Source organism: Ferruginibacter profundus (assembly GCF_054783275.1).
On sequence record NZ_BAAGQW010000001.1, the window covers coordinates 1 to 21873 of the forward strand.

At 40.1% G+C, this 21873-nt stretch carries 15 protein-coding genes; 12 read left to right on the forward strand and 3 right to left on the reverse strand.

All coding sequences use genetic code 11. From position 1 onward, the window contains the following. Positions 1-1057: 1057 nt before the first annotated feature. The gene (locus ACYVM0_RS00005) at positions 1058-1513 is read right to left on the reverse strand and encodes a NanQ anomerase/TabA/YiaL family protein (protein WP_460550547.1); all 456 of its coding nucleotides are present in this window, start codon (positions 1511-1513) and stop codon (positions 1058-1060) included. 103 nt (positions 1514-1616) lie between these two features. After that, the gene (locus ACYVM0_RS00010) at positions 1617-2642 is read right to left on the reverse strand and encodes a PfkB family carbohydrate kinase (protein ID WP_430989278.1); all 1026 of its coding nucleotides are present in this window, start codon (positions 2640-2642) and stop codon (positions 1617-1619) included. Positions 2643-2828: 186 nt separating this feature from the next. On the opposite strand from ACYVM0_RS00010, the gene ACYVM0_RS00015 reads away from it, so the two are divergent. Further along, on the forward strand, positions 2829-3491 hold the full coding sequence (locus tag ACYVM0_RS00015; protein WP_430989277.1) for a bifunctional 4-hydroxy-2-oxoglutarate aldolase/2-dehydro-3-deoxy-phosphogluconate aldolase: 663 nt from the start codon (positions 2829-2831) through the stop codon (positions 3489-3491). A 56-nt stretch (positions 3492-3547) separates the two neighbouring features. Further along, positions 3548-4849: an MFS transporter gene (locus ACYVM0_RS00020; protein ID WP_460550551.1), complete on the forward strand. Its 1302-nt coding sequence runs from the start codon at positions 3548-3550 to the stop codon at positions 4847-4849. 155 nt (positions 4850-5004) lie between these two features. Here ACYVM0_RS00020 and ACYVM0_RS00025 read toward each other — a convergent pair whose 3' ends face one another. Then, positions 5005-6033, reverse strand: a complete 1029-nt coding sequence (locus ACYVM0_RS00025) for a GntR family transcriptional regulator (protein WP_460550554.1) — start codon at positions 6031-6033, stop codon at positions 5005-5007. Between the two features lie 381 nt (positions 6034-6414). On the opposite strand from ACYVM0_RS00025, the gene ACYVM0_RS00030 reads away from it, so the two are divergent. The 10 genes from ACYVM0_RS00030 (at position 6415) to ACYVM0_RS00075 (ending at position 21856) form a co-directional block, all read left to right on the forward strand. After that, on the forward strand, positions 6415-7554 hold the full coding sequence (locus ACYVM0_RS00030; protein WP_460550558.1) for an L-rhamnose/proton symporter RhaT: 1140 nt from the start codon (positions 6415-6417) through the stop codon (positions 7552-7554). A gap of 88 nt (positions 7555-7642) precedes the next feature. After that, a complete protein-coding gene (locus ACYVM0_RS00035; protein WP_460550561.1) occupies positions 7643-9763 on the forward strand; it encodes a bifunctional aldolase/short-chain dehydrogenase in 2121 nt (706 codons plus the stop codon). A gap of 103 nt (positions 9764-9866) precedes the next feature. Continuing rightward, positions 9867-10244 carry an L-rhamnose mutarotase gene (rhaM, locus tag ACYVM0_RS00040; protein WP_460550564.1) on the forward strand — a complete coding sequence of 126 codons (378 nt, stop codon included), beginning with the start codon at positions 9867-9869 and terminating at the stop codon, positions 10242-10244. Positions 10245-10364: 120 nt separating this feature from the next. Further along, complete coding sequence (locus ACYVM0_RS00045; RefSeq protein ID WP_460550567.1) at positions 10365-11639, forward strand: sugar isomerase; 1275 nt, start codon at positions 10365-10367, stop codon at positions 11637-11639. Between the two features lie 102 nt (positions 11640-11741). Further along, a complete protein-coding gene (locus ACYVM0_RS00050; RefSeq protein WP_460550570.1) occupies positions 11742-13100 on the forward strand; it encodes an FGGY-family carbohydrate kinase in 1359 nt (452 codons plus the stop codon). After that, positions 13100-13837 carry a (Fe-S)-binding protein gene (locus tag ACYVM0_RS00055; RefSeq protein WP_460550573.1) on the forward strand — a complete coding sequence of 246 codons (738 nt, stop codon included), beginning with the start codon at positions 13100-13102 and terminating at the stop codon, positions 13835-13837. Before ACYVM0_RS00050 ends, ACYVM0_RS00055 begins: the two co-directional genes overlap by 1 nt. 92 nt (positions 13838-13929) lie before the next feature. Continuing rightward, positions 13930-15303, forward strand: a complete 1374-nt coding sequence (locus ACYVM0_RS00060; RefSeq protein WP_460550576.1) for a lactate utilization protein B — start codon at positions 13930-13932, stop codon at positions 15301-15303. Next, complete coding sequence (locus ACYVM0_RS00065) at positions 15300-15884, forward strand: LutC/YkgG family protein (RefSeq protein ID WP_460550579.1); 585 nt, start codon at positions 15300-15302, stop codon at positions 15882-15884. The genes ACYVM0_RS00060 and ACYVM0_RS00065 overlap by 4 nt, the downstream gene beginning before the upstream one ends. Positions 15885-16292: 408 nt before the next feature. Next, a complete protein-coding gene (locus ACYVM0_RS00070) occupies positions 16293-18527 on the forward strand; it encodes a fasciclin domain-containing protein (protein ID WP_460550582.1) in 2235 nt (744 codons plus the stop codon). A 50-nt stretch (positions 18528-18577) separates the two neighbouring features. Next, positions 18578-21856, forward strand: coding sequence for a SusC/RagA family TonB-linked outer membrane protein (locus ACYVM0_RS00075; protein ID WP_460550585.1), 3279 nt, complete (start codon positions 18578-18580; stop codon positions 21854-21856). The last annotated feature ends 17 nt before the right edge of the window (positions 21857-21873 follow it).

Genomic DNA, 21873 nt, shown 5'->3' on the forward strand with positions numbered 1-21873 from the left:
TCGGCTAATGCCATACTTGGCCTGTAGTTTACGGTAACCACAACCGGTGTTTAAATACTCTTGAATGATCTGGTCTTTGAGTTCCATTTTGGTTGATTTTGTAGTCAACCTATTTCAGGACGAGACACAATTAGTTGAAGTTACAATGTCCAGCCACACTTGCCGAAAACCACCTGTTGGCAGCAGGCTTTCTTTGTCATAGCTATTTACTTTTCTTTGTCTTGATGTAGTAAAGTCAACGTCGTAAGTAATGCAGTCAAACAAATGTTCAACCAAAATTGCCAGTTACTATTATTAATAAAAGACAACATTAAAGTCAAGACTGTCAAAGCTGAGAGGCTTGTCAAAATTGGTGAATACTTACTTTTATGAAAATATCTTTCAAGAATTTCAGTACAATAGTTTCTCCTTGACAGAACTCGTCTTTTAATTCGTTTCTGCTGTCTGGTTGTCGTTGTCGGAAACACTCTTGTACCACATTCTATTAAACTGTTTGTGTCACCGTCAATGATAGCCCACCAATTGAATTTGTCCCCAAGTCAAGACCAAGTATTTTACTCATTTTTATTGGTTTTTAAAAGTCGTTTTCTAAATGTCAAAAGTCCGAGAATAACTAATACACAAAAGCTAATTATAAATTTCATTGTCGCAACTGCCCTACATAAGTCTTGCCCTGTTACTAATGAGATACAATCGCTTGAATTTTTAGTCTCATATTTTAGGCTAACCATTGTGTTGATTATTCCATAAATTAAAACAGGAATTGTCAAAATGGCTAAAGTCAATATGATGTAAAATAAAATCTTTCTCAAGGTTTGTTTAATCTATAGAGTGTCGCATTAAGCTTGCTGCCAACTCATAAATATACGCATGTTTTTTTTCAACCAGACTTGCGTTTATTTTTATAAGGTGTTAATTTTTAAGTATTAAAAAAAATAAACGCAATTGCTTTTGCTTTAATATGAGTTGCGTAAATGCAATCTAATAAAAATACTAATATGTTTTTTTGTTTTATTTCAGCCTAACAAAAAAGCCTTCTTGCGAAGGCTCTTTCATTTTATATTTTTACTTTAATCACCAGTTTTCGTATCGTATTATCATCTGCTGCAATCATCGGCGCATGCACATCTTCGGGAAAAAAAATGGCAAACTGCCCATTGGTTAGCTGAAAGTACATATCCGGTACATCATTATAAAAACTCACATCTTTTTCAGGATTGTAGTCGCCTTTGGGGGCAGTACAATTATTACGTGGTTTCCACCCAATGGTTTCTTTGCCTTTAATGCATAATTGTATGTCGATGTTCTTATCATGGCATTCAAACTTGGCAATCGATTCTGCTGCAGACATGCCTGCCTTATCAGAAAAGATCGCTTTTAAACCTTCGGCAATATCATACTTGCCAATTTCGATATTGGCCAGGTCGGTACTGTTGATGTACTCAAATGCTTTGGCAAACAAAGGATGGATGCCGGTGTACCTGGAAGCGTTAGCTACTGTATCTACGATCATAATATTTTTATTACACTTTTTAAAACGAATTACAGAAATTGGTCCTGTAAACTAATTAACCAATAAACTAATTAACCAATAAACTAATCAACCCATTAACCAATTAACGCTGCACACGGCCGCTGCCATCGCCTTTCATCAGTTCTTTTACATCGCTTAAAGTAGCGTGATTTAAATCGCCGGGAATAGTATGCTTTAATGCAGAAGCGGCTACACCAAATTCCGCTGCATCAGCGGTGCTCATACCGGTAACCAGGCCGTAAATCAAGCCGCTGGCAAAACTATCGCCACTGCCTACACGATCAATAATGCGTACGTTGTATTTTTTGGTGTGGTAAAAATCTTTGCCGTCATACACCAATGCACTCCAGCCATTATCGCTGGCACTGTAGCTTTCACGTAAAGAAGAAGCGATGAATTTAAAATTAAATTTCGCCTGCATCTGGTTGAACACATCTTTAAAACCATCCAGGTTCAGTTCGCCTTTGGTAACATCAGTATGCGCTGCTTTAAAACCTAAGCAGGTATCCGCATCTTCTTCATTACCTATACATACATCCACATACTGGCACAATTCCGTCATTACCTTTTGTGCTTTTTCTTTGCTCCATAATTTTTTACGGTAGTTAAGGTCAATACTGGTGGTAATGCCTTTTGCTTTGGCTGCTTTTAATGCCGCCATGGTTAACGCTGCTGCTTTATCACTTAAAGCAGGTGTGATACCCGTGGTATGAAACCAATCGGCACCGTCTAATATTTTATCAAAATCAAATTCGCTGATGTCTACATCGGCAATAGAAGCGCCGGCCCTGTCGTACACTACTTGTGATGCCCTCATAGAAGCACCGGTTTCTAAAAAATAAATACCCAGCCTGTCGCCGCCACGGGCAATGTATTGCGTATCCACACCATAACGGCGCAAATGATTAATGGCAGACTGGCCGATGGGATTGTTAGGTACTTTGGTTACAAAGGTTCCATTTTCTCCGTAATTGCAAATAGCAGCAGCCACATTGGCTTCACCACCGCCATAGGTAACATCAAAAGAATCTGCCTGTACAAAACGTTTGTAATCGGGAGTAGATAAACGCAACATGATTTCTCCGAGAGTAACAACTTTTTTAGCCATCGTTAAATAGTATTTCTGATTAAAGATAATTTGAGGCACCAAAGATGATTATTAATTGCTTAACCAACAAGGATTGGCAACTTAATTATCGCTAAATTTACGGAATCGTTTGCGTAAATACAATTTACCTGATTGCGGCATCATTACAAATTTGTTGGTACTTTCATCTTTTAAAACAATTTAAAAATGGCAAGCAAAGAAGAAATATTAAATGGCGTTATTGAACAGGGTTTTTTGCCCCTGTACTTTAATAAAGACACACAGGTAAGTATAGACCTGATGAAAACCCTGTACAAATGCGGTGTTAAATCACTGGAGTATACCAACCGTGGCGATGATGCATTGCAGAATTTTAAAGCCATGAAGGCCGTACGTGATGCTGAATTACCCGGCATGAAACTGGGTATCGGTACTATAAAAAATACCAAAGATGCGCAGGCTTTTATTGATGCCGGTGCAGATTTTTTAATTGGTCCCGGTTACGAGCAGGGGGTGGCAGACCTGGCCAAAGCAACAGGCATATTTTATGCACCGGGTTGTATGACGCCCAGTGAAATTATTACTGCAGAGAATAACGGCATTCAATTGATCAAACTATTTCCCGGTAATATTTTAGGCCCCGAGTTTATGGCGGGTATTAAAGAAGTGTTCCGCAATTTAAAATTTATGCCAACCGGTGGTGTGGATCTTGACCTGGGTAATTTATCGGCCTGGTTTACGGCAGGTGTTTGCGCTGTAGGTATGGGCAGTAAACTGATTACCAAAAAAATTATGGAAGAAAAAGATTACGCTACTTTGGAAACTAAGATCAAACAATGTTTTGACCTTATTAAAGAAGCCAGGAAATAATATTATACCTTAGCCACCACCTAACCCGGTGGCTTTATCTTTTATAAAAAACGATTATGCTAAACGAAAAAATAGGGAAATACAGGTGGACGATCTGCGGGCTGATATTTTTTGCTACTACCATAAACTATATTGACAGAAACGTTATCAGTTTCATGAAATCAACCTTTACCTCGCAATTAGGTTGGACGGATGGTGATTATGCCGATGTGGAAATTGTTTTTAAAGTATTTTATGCCTTGGGTATGATTGGTGCCGGCCGCATCATTGACAAGTTGGGTACCAAGATAGGTTACGCATTATACACCTGCCTGTGGAGCCTGGCAGGTATAGCAACCGCACTGGTAAGTACGGTTACCGGTTTTAAAATTGTAAGAGGTGCATTGGGGCTTACTGAATCGGGCAACTTTCCTGCTGCCATTAAATCTGTGGCAGAATGGTTTCCAAAAAGGGAAAGGGCTTTGGCTACGGGGATATTTAATTCGGGTGCAAACATCGGCGCCATTGTTACGCCTATTTTAGTACCCTGGATATTATTAAACTATCGTTGGCAAACGGCATTTATCATTACGGGATTGCTTGGTATTATATGGTTAGTATTATGGATGTATTTTTATGAAATCCCAAGAAAGCAGAAAAGATTGGGCGATGCAGAACTGGCATATATAGAAAGTGATAAAGATGAAGCCGTATCAAGCGTTGACGACGGTGTAAAAGTATCCTGGTTTAAATTATTGGGGTATAAACAAACATGGGCTTATGTTATCGGAAAATTTTTAACCGATCCTATCTGGTGGTTCTATATCTTCTGGCTACCCGATTTTTTTGAAAGCGTATACAAAATTAAACTGCAGGCGGCAAGCTGGCCCGTAGCAACAGTATATATCATTTCCACCATAGGAAGTGTTGGTGGAGGTTGGCTGCCTTTATACTTAATAAAAAAAGGCTGGCCGGTTTTTAAAGCCCGTAAAACTTCCATGCTCATCTATGCATTTTGTGTGTTGCCCATTTTCTTTGCCCTGGTATTGGGTAAGATAGATATGTGGTGGGCTGTATTGGTAATTGGTATAGCGGCTGCGGCACACCAGGCATGGAGTGCCAATATCTTTACTACAGTGAGTGATATGTTTCCTAAAAAAACCACGGCCTCTGTAACGGGCATTGGTGGTATGTTTGGTGGCCTGGGGGGTATATTTTTATCGCTGTTTGTACAAAAACAAATGTTTGTACACTACAGGGCCATCAACCAGATAGAAACGGCGTACTATATTATGTTTGCTGTTTGTGCACTGTCGTATTTACTGGGCTGGCTCATCATGCATTTTTTAGTACCTAAGATGAAGAGGGTGGAAGTATAATTTATAATACGAATTTTTAAGAATTATAAAATACAAAAGGGTTTCAATCTTTGAAACCCTTTTCTTATAAAATAATTCGTGTTTTTAATCCGTGTACATCTGTGTAATCCGTGGCAAAAAAACAATTCACGCAGTGAATCCCAAATCACGCCTTGTCACAAAGAGTTTCTCATGGTTAAATAAAACCTGGCTTCAATGTGTTCAACAGATTTGTTGAGGATGAGTTCCGCTGCTTTTTCTCCCATCATCTGAAAATCGGTGGAGATGGTAGTGATACCATTTAAGATGATCTTCTTAAGTGCAGTTTCGTTATAAGAGATCACACCTACTTCTTTGCCGATCTTTAATTTTTTATCCAATATTTTTTCAATCAGCAATACCAGGTCGTCTTCCATTAAATTAATATAGGCTTCGCCTTTATTGATTTCTTCTTTGCTGATATTGTGTACGATCTTATGGTTAAATGCATACTCCTGGCAAAACCTTGAAAAGCCTGTGGTGATCTCGTTGGGATGATACGTGTACTCCGGTAAAATAATATTGAGGGTGTGGTATTTGCTGAGGTTGGGCAAGGCCTGTTCCAATGCTATATAAATGTCTTTATCAAAATTCTCATAGATAGCGCCGTAATTACCGGTAACACCGGGCACCAGTTTATCTAATAAGATCAGCTTTTCCTTGGGAATATTATTCAGTACTTTATGGGCATTCTCCGAGCCTTCCATAAAATGCGGAATGATCACATAATAATTATAATCTTCCTTACTGTTCAGCAATAAATTTTTAAACAGGGAAAAGTTATTGTTGTACACATAAAAATCAATGGTGGCGGCATCGCCCAAAGTGCTTACAAAGGCATCATAAATAATTTTTTTATGGGCACTCAGTTTATTGAACATTAAAAAGATCTTGATCTTCTGGCCCACATCAATATTCTTGATATAATACCCCTTGCCGGGAACAGAACCGATGATGCCCGTTTTTTTCAGGTAGCGATAGCCTTTTTCTGCCGTATCTCTCGATATCTCAAATTCAAAGCTCAGTTCATTAATAGAAGGCAATACATCATCCACCTGCAGTTTCTGTGTTTCAATGGCTTTAATAATGCAATTGGCCAGCTGCTGGTACTTTGGCGTTGCCGAAAACTCGTCGATATAGATGATCTTGTTAAATGGAGATAGCATTGGCAGTCGAATTCTGTTGTTGTATCATATCTGTTGAACAAAAATAACCTTTTTATCAGTATGGCAGCACAGCAGGAGCAAAGCGTTAGGAAAGTTACGGGTTATTTGATTGTTAGTTTAATAATAACCGTTCAATGCTTCGCAAACAATCAAATAACCCGTAACCCGTAACCCATAACCCGTAACCCGTAACCCGTAACCCATAACCCGTAACCCGTAACCCATAACCCGTAACCCGTAACCCATAACCCGTAACCCTCTGCCTTTCCAACCTTATCCGGTTCTGCCACTCTTTGTTACATGATAGTGCATGATGCTGCCCAACCGAATTCATTATATTTTACATCAAAATTGCTTAGCTATATCTAAAAAACGATTCGTATGGGAGTTATCTTGGGTGTTATTTTCCACTTCATTGGAGGTTTTGCGTCGGGAAGTTTTTACATGCCTTACAAAAAAGTTAAGGGCTGGAGTTGGGAAAGTTTCTGGATCGTTGGCGGCTTATTTTCCTGGCTGATCGTACCACCACTTGCTGCTTATCTTACCATTCCCGGTTTCATGGACATCATCAAAGCTTCTTCTTCCGGAGTATTGGGCACTACATTTTTAATGGGTTTATTATGGGGTATCGGTGGTTTAACCTACGGCCTTGGCGTTCGTTATCTGGGTGTATCGCTGGGTAGTTCCATCATCTTAGGATTGTGTTCGGTATTTGGTGCATTGGTACCTGCTGTATATTATTATTTTAATCCTAAAACAGGTAAAGATACCATTGCTGATCTGTTTGGCACCTCATGGGGTTTAACAGTTATGCTGGGCTTGTTACTTTGTATCATAGGTATCATTATCTGCGGTAAAGCAGGTGGCATGAAGGATAAAGACCTGGTGAAGAATGAAGAACTGCATACAGATACAGAAGCGATTGGCGCACATGGCGAAACACTGGCGAAAAAATCGCATATTGATGCATCAGGCAGCGAATTCCTGTTGGTGAAAGGTTTGATACTCGCCATCATATCAGGTGTGTTAAGCGCCTGTTTCAGTTTTGGTATTGAGGCCGGCAGCAGCATGGGCGTTACGGCAAACGAAATATGGAAAAATGCAAACCCCGGCCAGGGCGAATTTTTGTTTCGTAACAACGTGATCTTTGTAGTGATACTATGGGGTGGTTTAACCACCAACTTTATCTGGTGCATGATATTGAATGCACGTAACAAATCATTTGGCGATTACACCAATAAAAAATCTCCTTTACTAAAAAATTATTTGCTTTGTGCTTTGGGAGGAACGATGTGGTTCCTGCAATTTTTCTTTTATGGTATGGGAGAAAGTAAAATGGGCAATGGCGCCAGCTCGTGGATATTGCACATGTCGTTCATCATTCTGGTGGCCAACACATGGGGTATAGTATTAAAAGAATGGAAAGGCGTAAGTAAAAAAACAACCACTACAATTATCGTTGGTATTTTAACCATACTGGCTTCGGTAATAATAGTAGGTATCGGAAACTCAATGAAATAAAGCTATTGATTTTGCAACGGCAAAACAATCCGTGTTAATCTGTGAAATCCGTGGCTAATAAAATATTAAAGCATTTAAATAGCATTCTATGTCAGTTCAAACAGCACAATTTAAAAACGTAAGTTACTTATGGGATGAGGCTAAAGCGGCCACCATGGCGGGAGATGAAGTAGCCTTACTTATTTATCGTTCCAATTTATTAGGAGCCGATCTGCGCCTTACCAACTATGGCGGCGGTAATACCTCTTGTAAAGCAATGGCAAAAAATCCGTTGACGGGAGAAGAAACAGAAGTAATGTGGGTAAAAGGAAGTGGTGGCGATATCGGTACTTTAAAAAAGAGTGGCCTTGCAGCATTATATGTTGATCGTTTACGCAGTTTAAAAAATGTATACCGGGGCCTTGCCTACGAAGATGAAATGGTGGAATTGTTCAACCATTGCATTTACGACCTGGCTTCTAAAGCACCATCTATTGATACGGCCTTACACGGTTTCTTACCATTCAAACATATCGATCATTTACATCCCGATGCGGCCATAGCTATTGCTGCAGCCAAAGATGGCAAAAAGATCACACAGGAATTATTCAATGGTTCTATCGGATGGGTGGAGTGGCAGAAGCCCGGGTTTGACCTTGGTTTGCAATTAAAACAATGCCTGGATGAAAATCCGGGTATCCGTGGTATCATGTTAGGTTCTCATGGTCTATTTACCTGGGGCGATACGGCTTATGAAAGTTATGTAAATACTTTAGAAGTAATTGAGCGTTGTGCTGACTACCTAAATGATAATTATGGTAAAAAAGGCCCGGTATTCGGCGGTGCCAAAATACAATCCTTATCAAAAGAAGAAAGGCTGAAACAGGCCGCAGCACTGGCTCCTGTGTTAAGAGGCTTTTGCTCTTCGCAAACAAAAATGATCGGTCATTTTACAGATGATGACAGGGCCCTGGAATTTATTAATTCCAATGACCTGGCAAGATTGGCACCATTGGGTACCAGTTGCCCCGATCACTTCCTGCGTACCAAGATCAGTCCGCTGGTATTACCATTAAGCGCAAACGAAGATTTAAATAATGTAGCCGCAATAAAAGAAAAACTGCAGCCGGAGTTTGAAGCTTACCGTAAAATGTATGCTGATTATTACAATACCTGCAAACATCCCAACAGTCCTGCAATAAGAGATGCCAACCCGGTGGTGATTTTATACCCTGGTGTGGGCTTGTTTACTTTTGCAAAAGACAAACAAACCGCACGTGTAGCCGCAGAATTTTATATCAATGCCATCAATGTAATGAAAGGTGCAGAAGCCATTTCTGAATATACGTCTTTACCAAGGCAGGAAGCTTTCAACATTGAATACTGGTTACTGGAAGAAGCGAAACTGCAACGTATGCCTAAAGCAAAACCATTAAGTGGCAGGATTGCATTGGTAACCGGAAGTGCCGGTGGCATTGGTAAAGCAATCGCCAAAAAATTTGCAGAAGAAGGAGCCTGCGTGATCATCAATGATATTAATGAAGAAAGGTTGCAAACAGCAACGGGCGAATTTCAAAAACTATTTGGAAAGGATAATGCAGCAGCAGTAATGCTGGATGTTACTAATTTAGAAACCATCAACAAAGCAATGGAAAGCGCAGCGCTGGCTTTTGGTGGTGTGGATATCATTGTAAACAATGCAGGTATCAGTACATCCAAACCAATTGCCGATCATACCATTGCCGACTGGGATAAACTATACGATATTTTAGTAAAAGGACAGTTTTTGGTTTCGCAGGCAGGCATTGCCGTTATGCGTAAGCAAAATATCGGTGGTGATATTATTAATATTGTTTCTAAAAATGCAGTAGTGGCAGGGCCAAACAATGCCGGCTATGGTTCGGCAAAAGCAGCACAGGCGCATTTAACAAGATTGATGGCTGCAGAATTGGGGGCAGATAAGATACGTGTAAACACCGTTAACCCGGATGCGGTTATTGCCGACAGCAATATCTGGGCCGGTGGCTGGGCAGAAGGCCGTGCCAAAGCTTATGGTATTACCGTGGAAGAATTACCGGCTTACTATGCTAAACGCACTTTGCTCAACGAAGCTATTTTACCTGAAGATATTGCCAATGCCTGCTTTGCATTCGCAGGAGGCTTGTTGAATAAATCAACCGGTAATGTGCTGAACGTGGATGGAGGAGTGGCGATGGCATTCTTACGCTGATCATCTCTTTATATATAGCAATAAGCAATCAAAAAAAGGTTGATGATTTTCTAATCTGTCAACCTCTATTTTTTAAACAACAACTTCTAAATATATTTTCAGTATGAGTTATGAAAAGAGCGCTGAAAATGCAGGGGCTCAAAGTTCCCTTTCAGGGGGACTTAGGGGGCATAGAGTAGCATTTAAAATGCAACTGTTTGCCGGAAAAAAGGAAGAGTATCAAAAGCGCCATGACGAAATATGGCCGGAGCTGGTGGAGTTATTAAAGCAAACAGGCATTAGTGAATATTCTATTTTCCTGGATGAAACAACGTATAGTTTATTCGGGGTTTTAAAAGCAGAAGACCCGAAAGCACTGGATAATTTACCTGCTCATGCCGTAATGCAAAAATGGTGGCAATATATGGGAGATATCATGGAAAGTAATCCGGATAATTCTCCGGTAAGTGTTCCCCTTCAGGAAGTTTTTTATTTGCCATGACGGGTAAAGTAATAAAGTTTATAAGGTTAAAAAGTGACAACGGGAAACAACAATAAAGCATTAATTTTAAAGCTCCGCTCACGTCTCACGACTAACCACTCACGATAAAAACAACAACAAATGTTATTAGATAAACAACTGATTGCCGACAGCAATAGTAAAGCAATAGCCGAACACCAGCGCAAGTTTAATTTTACAGCAGCTGGTATTGATAATGTGGAAGCGATCATAAAAAAATTAATGGATTTCCAGGTGGCAATACCGAGTTGGGCATTGGGTACAGGTGGTACAAGGTTTGGCCGTTTCCCCGGCGCAGGCGAACCGGGCAGCCTGGAAGAAAAAATTGAAGATGTGGGTTTGCTGCATGCATTGAATAATTCAAGCGGAGCTATATCATTACATATTCCATGGGATATACCCACCGATGCCAATGCTATTAAAGCATTAGCTGCACAACATGGTTTGTTATTTGATGCGGTGAATTCCAATACTTTTCAGAATCAACCGGGCCAAAAAGAAAGTTACAAATTTGGTTCTTTGCAACATGTAGATAAAGCTGTTCGCAAACAAGCTATTGCACATAACATAGAAGTGATCAAACATGGGGTGGCGCTGGGTTCCAAATCCTTAACAGTATGGCTGGCGGATGGCAGTTGCTTTCCCGGCCAGTTAAATTTCAGGAGGGCTTTTGAAAATACACTGGAAGGGTTACACGAAATTTATGCCGCATTACCTGCCGACTGGAAAGTGTTTGTGGAATACAAAGCCTATGAACCTAATTTTTACTCTATGGCAGTAGGCGATTGGGGGCAATCTTTATTGTATGCCAATAAACTGGGAGAGAAAGCCTATACTTTGGTTGACCTTGGCCATCATTTGCCAAACGCTAATATTGAACAGATCGTTTCTTTATTACTGATGGAAGGAAAACTAGGCGGTTTCCATTTTAACGACAGCAAGTATGGCGATGATGATCTTACTGTGGGCAGTATGAAACCTTACCAGTTGTTCCTGATATTTAATGAACTGGTGGAAGGCATGGATGCAAAGGGTATGAATCATGCTACTGACCTGGGATGGATGATAGATGCCAGCCATAATGTAAAAGATCCGTTAGAAGATCTGTTGCAATCCGTAGAAGCGATCATGATCGCCTATACGCATGCGTTACTGGTAGATAGAAAAAAACTGAACGAGGCACAAATGAATAATGATGTGGTGGCAGCACAGGAAGTATTGCAGAATACTTTCCGTACAGATGTACGTTCCATAGTTGCAGAAGCAAGATTGAGGGCAGGAGCAGCATTGGACCCATTATCATTTTTCAGAAATGAAAAAATAAGAGCACAATTAATTAAAGACAGAGGAACAAATACTGTGGCAACAGGTTTGTAGCATGAGTAGTGAATCGTCAGACGTGAGTAAAACAGCGTTCACGATCAGTAACTGACTTCTGATGATTCACCACTCATATCTCACGTCTCACCACTCACGACAATGAACAGCATTCCCGTCATAGCAATTTTTGATGTTGGTAAAACCAACAAAAAACTATTCCTGTTTGATGAACATTACAGGATTGTGTATGAAAAAACCTTGCAGTTTACCGAAACCGTAGACGAAGATGGCGACCCCTGCGAAAATTTAGAAGCACTCACGGCATGGGGAAGAGATTCCTTAAAAGAATTAATTGAGTTGGGAGAATTTGATATTAAAGCACTCAACTTTTCTGCCTATGGCGCCAGTTTTGTTCATATTGATGAAGAAGGGAAACCCGTGGTGCCCTTGTACAATTACCTGAAGCCCTTTCCCGAAGACCTGAAGAAAAAATTTTACGAAGACTATGGCGGTGAGATACCGGTTTCCATGATCACTGCATCGCCGGTGCTGGGTAATTTAAATTCGGGTATGCAATTGTACCGCTTAAAATACAAGCGCCCCGAAATATTTAAAAAGATACATTATTCCTTACACCTGCCCCAATATTTAAGTTATTTAATTACCAACCAGGCTTACAGTGATATTACCAGTATTGGCTGCCATACCGGCTTGTGGAATTTTCCGCAGGATAATTACCACGAATGGGTATTACGTGAAGGAATAGCCGAAAAACTGGCGCCATTGTTTTCTTCTGCGGATGTTGTGGATGCAAGGGCTTTCTGGAAAGATTTTAAAGTGGGCATCGGGTTACATGATTCTTCTTCGGCATTAATTCCTTACCTGGCTTGTTTCAGCGAACCATTTGTGCTGATATCAACCGGCACCTGGTGTATCACACTCAATCCTTTTAATAAACATCCTTTAACAGAAGATGAACTGAAACAGGATTGCCTTTGTTATATGAGTTACCGTGGCGAGCCCGTAAAAGCCAGCCGCTTATTTGCAGGTAACGAACATGAAATTGAAACAAAGCGCCTGGCACAGCATTTTAATACCGCACAGGATAATTATAAAACGGTGGCGTATGATGAAAAAATAATTCAGGCGCTTACAGGTGATACTGCGGCAGCGCCGCAAATAAAATTTGCAGAGAGGGACTTAGCGGATTATAAGAATTATGAAACGGCCTACCACCGTTTGATTCTGGATATTATGTGGCAGCAGTTAGCTTCTACCAAACTGGTACTGCAGGATGATAATGTAAACCGCATTTTTGTAGATGGCGGATTCAGCAAGAATTCTATTTACATGCATTTACTGGCAGAGGCTTTTCCTGAAATGGAAATTTATGCGGCTTCAGTAGCACAGGCTACATCAGTAGGTGCTGCATTGGCTATACACAAACACTGGAATACAAAACCTTTACCCGGAGATATTATTGATTTAAAATTTTATGCAAAGCCAACTATAGCGTGATGAATGTAGGATTATTTATACCCTGTTATGTCAACCAGTTTTACCCGCAGGTAGCTATTGCAACGCTGGAGCTTTTAGAGAAATTTAATTGTACAGTGGGCTATCCGTTAAATCAAACCTGCTGCGGACAGCCGATGGCCAATTCCGGGTACGAAAAAATGGGACAATCCTGCAACGACCTGTTCACTGAAAATTTTGCCGGCTACGATTATGTGGTTTGTCCCTCGGGAAGTTGTTCCTTACACATCAAAGATCACCTGCACAGTACTAAAGACGAAGCGGCTGCCACAACCATAAGAAAAACGGTGTATGAACTGGCAGAGTTTTTAGTGGATGTTTTAAAAGTAGATGCTATTGAAGCTTCATTTCCCTATAAAGTAGGCGTTCACCAGAGTTGCCACGGACAAAGGGGATTGCATACTTCGCAAATGAGTGAACTGGTTGCAGAACCTTTTTCGAAAAATGATTTGCTATTGAAAAAAGTAAAAGGTATTGAGCTGATGAAATTAGACAGGGTAGATGAATGTTGTGGTTTTGGTGGTACCTTTTGCGTGGTGGAAGAAGCAGTAAGCGCCAAGATGGGAAAAGACCGTGTGGCAGACCATGAAAAAAATAATGTGGAAGTGATAACGGGAGGAGATATGAGTTGCCTGATGCATTTAGAAGGTATTTTAAAAAGAAAGAAAAGTAACATCAAGGTGAAGCATATTGCAGAGATTTTGAACAGCAATGCGTGAGTCGTGAGTCGTGAATGGTCAATAAGCTTCCGGCAACTAATTAACCAATAAACTAATAAACCAATAAACCAATAAATCAATTAACACAACAGATGTCATCAACCAACGCCACACATCCTGAACTTTCCGCCATCTTCAACAAAGATGAAGCGAGGGTGGATTGGCATGATGAAACTTTATGGTGGATACGCCAGAAGAGAGATAAAGCGGCGTGGACAATTCCTGAATGGGAACAACTGCGGGAAATTGCTTCTGCCATTAAAAATAATGTACTCAGTAACCTGCATGCGTATTTAATAGAGTTTGAAGAAAAGGCAAAGGAAAACGGCATCATTGTACATTGGGCCGCAGATGGAAAAGAGCACAATGAAATTGTACATGCTATTTTAAAAGAAAATAAGGTTAGCCAGATTGTTAAAAGTAAATCGATGCTAACGGAAGAGTGTGGACTAAATGAATACCTGGCAAAAAATAATATTGATGTAGTAGATACAGACCTGGGTGAACGTATTGTACAATTAGCTAACGAACATCCCAGCCATATTGTATTGCCTTGTATCCACTGGAAAAAAGAAGAGATAGGAGAGTTGTTTCACCAGCATTTAAATACCCCGAAAGGAAATGCAGATCCTAAGTTTTTAGCGAATGCTGCAAGGATACATTTAAGGGAAAAATTTTTAACGAGAAGGATCGCTATCACCGGTGTAAACTTTGCAGTAGCAGCAACAGGGGAGTTTGTAGTGTGTACCAACGAAGGCAATGCAGACATGGGCGCACACCTGGCTGATGTGCATATCGCCTGCATGGGTATTGAAAAAATTATTCCGCAACGAAAACATCTAAGTGTTTTTTTAAGGCTGCTGGCCCGTAGTGCAACAGGCCAGCCTATTACCACTTACTCCAGTCATTTTAAAAAACCCAACACCAATCAAAAAATACATATCGTCCTCGTAGATAATGGGCGCACCGTACAGTTAGGCAGGGAATCATTTCGCAATTCATTAAAATGCATTCGCTGTGCCGCATGTTTTAATACCTGCCCGGTATACAGAAGAAGTGGCGGACATAGTTACCATACCGCCATTGCCGGGCCAATCGGTGCTATACTTGCCCCTAACCTGGATATGAAAAAATATGCCGACCTGCCTTTTGCTTCCACACTTTGTGGCAGTTGCAGCAATGTTTGTCCGGTTAAGATTGATATTCATAACCAATTGTACCTGTGGCGGCAGGAGATCACCAAAGAGGGGTATTCTCCCAAAACAAAAACAGCAGCCATGAAAGTGATGGCGGTAATATTATCAAAACCCGGTTTATTTAATATGGGTGGAAAGGCTGCAAGATGGGTTATAAAGCACCTTCCTTTTTTGGTGAATAACAGGTTAAACCCCTGGTATAAGCAAAGAGATCTGCCGGCTCCTCCAAAGCAATCATTTACAGAATGGTATAAAAAGAACAGGAAATGAGCAGCAGAGAAAAAATATTAGCAGCAGTAAAAACCAATCAGCCTGCATTGCAGCAATTACCGGAATTGGAGCAGCTTAATGCTATCAGGTACGATGATAATTTGCTGCAGTTTGCAACGGTGCTTACCACCATTGGCGGCAAAATAGTGGAAATAAAAAATACGGATGAGATTATTGAATATGTGAAAAATAATTTCAGTAATCATCAAAATTACGTGACTACATTACCGGGGTTGAATGAAATTAAAATGCTGGACGAACATTTAGACCCTCATTTCCTGGAAAATATTGAAGTGGCTGTTGTAAAAGCAGTATTCGGTGTGGCAGAAAACGGTTCGGTATGGGTCACCGGCGATGAAATGAAGATAAGAGCCTTGCCTTTTATTTGTCAGCACCTTGCAGTAGTACTTCATAAAAAAGACCTGGTAAGCAATATGCACGAAGCTTATCAATTGATTGGCAATAACCATTATGATTTTGGTGTTTTTATTGCAGGCCCTTCTAAAACTGCCGATATTGAACAGTCGCTGGTACTTGGTGCACATGGCCCCAAAACCATGACGGTTTTTATGCTGTCATAAACACAACTTTCTCCGCTTCTGATATTAATAAATATTGTTTTGCAGGTTTGTGGATAAGCCACTGTCAGCAACAGTTTTACAGGATGCCACAGGATAGTCACCTATTAAGCAAATGTTAATTTGCTGCTGTTAACAATTGATTAGTATCAGGCTAACATCATTCGCTGCTATAAATGTAAAGCCAAAATAAATTGTCAGCAATTTCGATCTGAAGATATTTTATTTCGAAAAAGAATACGAACTGCTATATGAGAAAAATAAACCTTCTTGCTCACACACAAAATCCATTTCCGGATTTTACAATTCCAGGATATTTTCGGCATCATTTGTAATTGTGTAAGGTGATTTTTTTTTCTATGGCATACTAGTATAAATAATAAAATTATTTATCTCAAAGTAGGATTTAATATGCATAAAAAAATTTACCAGCTGGCGTATGTAGTAGTGTTTGCTGCATTGCTTACTTCTTGCAAAAAGAAATTTGATGATTACTATGCAAGGCCTGCAAACCTTGCCGACCCTATTTACAAACAACTGGCTGACCAGGGAAAGTTTTCCAGTTTTATTTCGTTGATAGATAAAGCAGGGTACAAACAAACGTTAGCCTCGGCAGGTTACTGGACAATTTTTGCACCAACTGATTCTGCCTTTACTGCAGATACTGAATACGCTGCATTCATAAAAGGCCGTGGATTTAATACCACTGCTGATGTTGATTCCACCACAGCACAAATGATTGTGCAATACCTCCTGGTATTTAACGGTTTTGAAAAAGACCGTATCAATGATTATCAATCTAATTTAGGATGGGTGCCTGACAACGCTTTTAAAAGACGTACTGCATATTATACCGGTTTTTATAATGATACTTCTTACACCGGTACAGCTTATAAAGCTGTAGCTTCCAACAGGAATAATAACTCCAGCAATACAGGCTATTACATATTTGCGGATAATGGTAATAAATATATTCCCTGCTTTACCAGCGAATATTTTGCGGCACAAGGTATTCCTGCAGCTGATTACAATTATTTCTATCCTAATTCAACCTTCTCCGGTTTTAATATTGCCAACGCAAAAGTTACACAAAAAGATATTCCTGCTGAAAATGGGGTGATACATATTATTGATAAAGTGGTAACACCGGCCAAAAGCATTGACCAGTATTTACGCAATAAACCGGAGTACAGCCTCTTCAGAAGTTTACTGGAGCAGTTTATGGTATTGTTCATTAAAAATACCGATGCCACCCACCGCTACCAGGTACTGAATGGCGGTACGCAGGATGTAATGGTAAAAGTGTATTCCAACCTGTTAGCATTTTCTCCTAACAATGAAAATTTCTTTAAGCTGCAGGATAATGATGCTCAAAGGGATGGCTGGACGATGTTTGTGCCTACCAACGATTCTTTAAGCAAGTACATTAATACAGTGGTGTTGCAGCAATATCCAAGCATCAATTCTTTACCAATAAGTATCATTGCCGATCTCATCAATGCACACATGTGGCAAAGTACAGTATGGCCCAGTAAGTTCAACAGCACTTATAACTTTTTAGGCGAACCAGCAAAAATGAATCCTGCAACAGATATTGTTGAAAAGAAGGTATTGAGTAATGGTATGTTCTATGGCACCAAAAAAGTTAATGAACCGAATGTGTTTTCTACCGTATACGGCAAAGCTTACTTAGATCCCCGTTACAGTTTAATGACAAGGCTGCTGGATATGGAAATAAAAAGCACCATCACTAACCCTAATGTAAAGTATACTTTATTCATGATGTCTGATGCCGTATTGGCGGCCAGGGGGTATAGTTATAATGCCGGATCTAATGGCTGGGTATTTACTAACCCTGTTGGAGGTGCTACATCAACCAATGACAGTAACAGGTTGAATTTACTAAGGATGTTGTATTCAGGTGTTATTGAAACACCTAATAATGAGCTGGCTAATATTGGCCAGGCGGGCTTTAGTGGTATCATCGGTTCTTATGGTGGTGAGTATATTAAGTATAACGGTAACCAGGTAATTACGGCGGGTACTGCAGAACGGGGTTTAACAGTGAGGATCGACAGCGTACGGAAGGTATTGAATGGCCAGGTGGTTTACATTAACGACCTTATGTATTTTCCTTACCTGGTTATTGGTAAAAATCTTGAAGCATTAGGTACACCTGCTGCTTCTGAGTTTAATTACTTCTGGAACTACCTTAAAAATTCCACCCTTTTTAATACCAGTACCTCAGAGATCACCGGCATAACGGCGGGCTCTTTCTATACAATTTTTGTGCCCAACAAAGCATCCATTGTGCAGGCAATTAATGATGGTATGTTGCCAGGCACTGCAGGCGTGCCCAACTTTACGCCTACGCTTACGGCAGATAAATTAAAAGTAGAAAACTTTATTAATTACCACATATTGGATAAGCGTACCGTAATTGCCAACGGAAATGATATTGGTTCTTATCCTTCTTTATTAAAAAATACAGCTGGAGACCCGGTCACGTTTTCGATATTATACCCCGGCGGAATTTTTGAACTGGGAGATGGCTATAACCGTAAAGCAAGATTGGTAACAGCGCAAAGCAATAACCTTTCCAACCGAACGGTAATACACCTGGTTGATAACTACCTGAAATACTGATAACACAAAAGGGCCTTTTTAAAATCATACTAACAAAAAGTCATTTTATAATGAAAGTTTTAATAACCAAAATCAGCTTCCTGTTGTTTGCAATATTTTTTGCCAACGGGGTAATGGCCCAGGCCACCACCACTACTATACAGGGCAAGATACTGGGGGCGAATAAAAAACCTGTTGAACATGTTACTATTGCCGAAGTAGATGCAGATGGCAGAACCATACATGCTGTAAAAACAGACGTGGAAGGTAATTTTGTGATAAGGATATCCAGTACTAAAAATAAATTATCTATCAGTCATATCAGTTTCCGTACACAGGTATTGCCCATCAATACCCGGACTACTTTCAATATAAATATGGAAAGTAACAGTAAAGACCTGGGTGATGTGGTTGTGGTATCGCAAAGAAAAGTGGATAATGGTAACGTGGCCATACCGGAAAGGGAACTGACCACAGCACAATCGCATATTGCGGCAAAAGACCTTGAAGAAATGCAGGCGGCTTCTATTGACCAGGCATTACAGGGACGCTTACCCGGAGTTGATATTACGGCTAACTCAGGTGATCCGGGCGCAGGTATGCAGATACGTATCAGGGGTACTTCTTCCATCAACTCTTCCAACGATCCATTGATAGTAGTGGATGGTATGCCTTATGAAACTTCTGTACCATCTGATTTTAATTTCGGTTCTGCAGATGAACAGGGTTATGCAAGTCTTATCAATATTGCACCTACCGATATTAAGGACATCACCATTTTAAAAGATGCCGCTGCAACTGCAGTATGGGGATCAAGGGCTGCCAATGGTGTAGTGGTGATCACTACCAAAAGAGGCGCCATAGGCAAACCTGCTTTTACTTACACTAACAAAACATCAATTACCAAACAGCCTGAAGCGGTTCCTATGCTGACTGGTGATCAGTACTCAACACTGATACCCGAAGCGTATATGAATGCAACAGGTACTGCACTCAATACACAAAATGTAAAAGAATTCCAGTACGATCCCAATGACCCTTACTGGTATAATAATTACAGCAAGAATACCAATTGGATCAAAGCGATCACTCAAACCGGTGTAACGCAGGATCATAATATTTCTATGACGGGTGGTGGCGAAAAAGCAAGGTACTATGCATCATTAGGCTACCTCGATCAGAAAGGTACTACTATCGGTACTTATTTAAAACGCATCAGCACACGTATCAATTTAGATTATATCGTTTCTGAACGCATCCGCTTTAAATCCGATCTTTCTTATTCCTTTACAGATAACAACAGGAATTTTGCACTCAATTTAAGAGATCTTGCCTATCGCAAAATGCCTAACATGAGTATTTACGAATACGATGAATATGGTAACTTGTCGGGCAATTACTTTTCTCCTGCCAATAATATTCAGGGCCAATATCTGGGCATCAATACTAAAAGTGAAATACAAGGCACATCCAACCCGGTGGCATTGGCCAAAGAAGCCAAATATAATATCATCAGCCAGAGAATTACACCGCATTTTAACCTGCAATACGAAATTCTGAAAAAAGTATTGATGGCAACTTTTGATGTACAGTTTGATATCAACAACAATAAGAACAATAGTTTCTTACCCCAGACTGCTACAGGAAGGCCATGGACAGAGCCTTCGGTAAACAGGGCTTATGATGGTGATATTGATGTATTTAATGTGCAATCAAAAACCAATCTGGTATATACCCCTAAATTCAAAAGTCCCAATCATTCTTTGATCAGCTTTTTATCGTTAAGTACTTACGATAATAAATATGTATCACAGGAAATACTGACCTCTAATACTGCTTCTTCTGTTTTACAGGACCCTTCTTCACCAGGCCGCACACAAAATGCAGAAACGAGATTAACTGCTTACACAGGGCAAACCCGTAGTGTTGGTTTATTGGTAAATGCGCAATACGGTTATAAGGATAAATACATTTTTAACGTGGGTGTTCGTGGTGATGGTAACTCCAGGTTTGGGCCGGAAAATCGTTATGCTTTATTTCCCTCTGCATCTGTACGCTGGAGAGTTTCTGACGAGAAATTCATGAAGCGTTTCCAGAAAAAAATTGATGACCTTAGTTTCAGGGCCAGTTATGGAGAATCCGGTAATGCACCAAAAAGAGATTACAGCTATATCAATACCTACAATACTTTTGGCTGGACCTACCTGGGGCAAGCCGGTGTTTATCCCGCCAACATGCAATTGTCTAATTTAAAATGGGAAACCATTGTGGGACAAAATGCAGGTATCAACTTAAGTATGTTTAAAAGACGCTTCACAGTAGATGCAGAATTTTATGTAAACCGCACTAAAAATATGTACTTCCCGGGATTACAGATATCTTCTATCAACGGGTTTAGTAATGTGGATATGAATGTGGGTACAATGGATAACCAGGGTTTTGAGTTAGGCCTTGGCGTTACTCCTTACAAATCAAAAACATGGCAGGTTGATTTCAATTTCAATATTGCACGTAACATCAACATGATCCGTGAAATATCTGACCTGTATCCGCTGGATAAAGGTGATATCACTACAAACGGGCAATACAAAACCTTCCTGCAGGTTAACAATCCTTTCGGTTCTTTTTATGGCTTCAAATATAAAGGGGTTTATAAAGATGTGGCATCAACCATTGCAACAGATGCAAGTGGTAAAAATATTGTTGGCCCTACAGGTCAAACCATTTTCATGAAATTTAATTACCCAAGTATCGGGTATACTTTTCAGCCTGGAGATGCCATGTATGAAGACATCAACCATGATGGCAACATCAATTACCAGGATATCGTTTACTTAGGTAACAGTAACCCTAAATACACAGGTGGTTTTGGTACTTCTGTAACTTATAAAGGTGCCTGGAAGTTTACCGCTTTCTTTAACTACCGGTATAAAGTTGACCTGGTAAATGGTACTAAAATTAATACCACCAACATGTATGGTTTCGATAACCAGAGTACTGCTACCTTAAGAAGATGGAGAAAAGAAGGAGATGTTACTGATATACCAAGAGCGCTTTACCGTACCGGTTATAACTGGTTGGGTAGCGACAGGTATGTGGAAGACGGTTCTTTCCTGCGTTTCAGAACAGCTACTGTACGTTATACCGCACCTAAAAAGTTTGTGCAAAAATTGAAGGTAAAAAACCTGAGTGCTTATGTAACAGTTGAAAATTTATTTACGTGGACTAATTATACCGGCCAGGACCCCGAAGCAAGTGTAAGAGGAAGTGATCCGTTCAGGGTGGCTGTTGATAATTCCTATACACCGCCGGTAAAAACATTTACTGTAGGCGTAACAGCAAGTTTTTAAAATATTAAATTGATTTA

Coding starts and splice junctions, on each gene's coding strand:
- ACYVM0_RS00005 (WP_460550547.1), bottom strand. CDS start 1,513: ATGATCGTAGATACAGTAGCTAACGCTTCCAGGTACACCGGCATCCAT.
- ACYVM0_RS00010 (WP_430989278.1), bottom strand. CDS start 2,642: ATGGCTAAAAAAGTTGTTACTCTCGGAGAAATCATGTTGCGTTTATCT.
- ACYVM0_RS00015 (WP_430989277.1), top strand. CDS start 2,829: ATGGCAAGCAAAGAAGAAATATTAAATGGCGTTATTGAACAGGGTTTT.
- ACYVM0_RS00020 (WP_460550551.1), top strand. CDS start 3,548: ATGCTAAACGAAAAAATAGGGAAATACAGGTGGACGATCTGCGGGCTG.
- ACYVM0_RS00025 (WP_460550554.1), bottom strand. CDS start 6,033: ATGCTATCTCCATTTAACAAGATCATCTATATCGACGAGTTTTCGGCA.
- ACYVM0_RS00030 (WP_460550558.1), top strand. CDS start 6,415: ATGGGAGTTATCTTGGGTGTTATTTTCCACTTCATTGGAGGTTTTGCG.
- ACYVM0_RS00035 (WP_460550561.1), top strand. CDS start 7,643: ATGTCAGTTCAAACAGCACAATTTAAAAACGTAAGTTACTTATGGGAT.
- rhaM (WP_460550564.1), top strand. CDS start 9,867: ATGAGTTATGAAAAGAGCGCTGAAAATGCAGGGGCTCAAAGTTCCCTT.
- ACYVM0_RS00045 (WP_460550567.1), top strand. CDS start 10,365: ATGTTATTAGATAAACAACTGATTGCCGACAGCAATAGTAAAGCAATA.
- ACYVM0_RS00050 (WP_460550570.1), top strand. CDS start 11,742: ATGAACAGCATTCCCGTCATAGCAATTTTTGATGTTGGTAAAACCAAC.
- ACYVM0_RS00055 (WP_460550573.1), top strand. CDS start 13,100: ATGAATGTAGGATTATTTATACCCTGTTATGTCAACCAGTTTTACCCG.
- ACYVM0_RS00060 (WP_460550576.1), top strand. CDS start 13,930: ATGTCATCAACCAACGCCACACATCCTGAACTTTCCGCCATCTTCAAC.
- ACYVM0_RS00065 (WP_460550579.1), top strand. CDS start 15,300: ATGAGCAGCAGAGAAAAAATATTAGCAGCAGTAAAAACCAATCAGCCT.
- ACYVM0_RS00070 (WP_460550582.1), top strand. CDS start 16,293: ATGCATAAAAAAATTTACCAGCTGGCGTATGTAGTAGTGTTTGCTGCA.
- ACYVM0_RS00075 (WP_460550585.1), top strand. CDS start 18,578: ATGAAAGTTTTAATAACCAAAATCAGCTTCCTGTTGTTTGCAATATTT.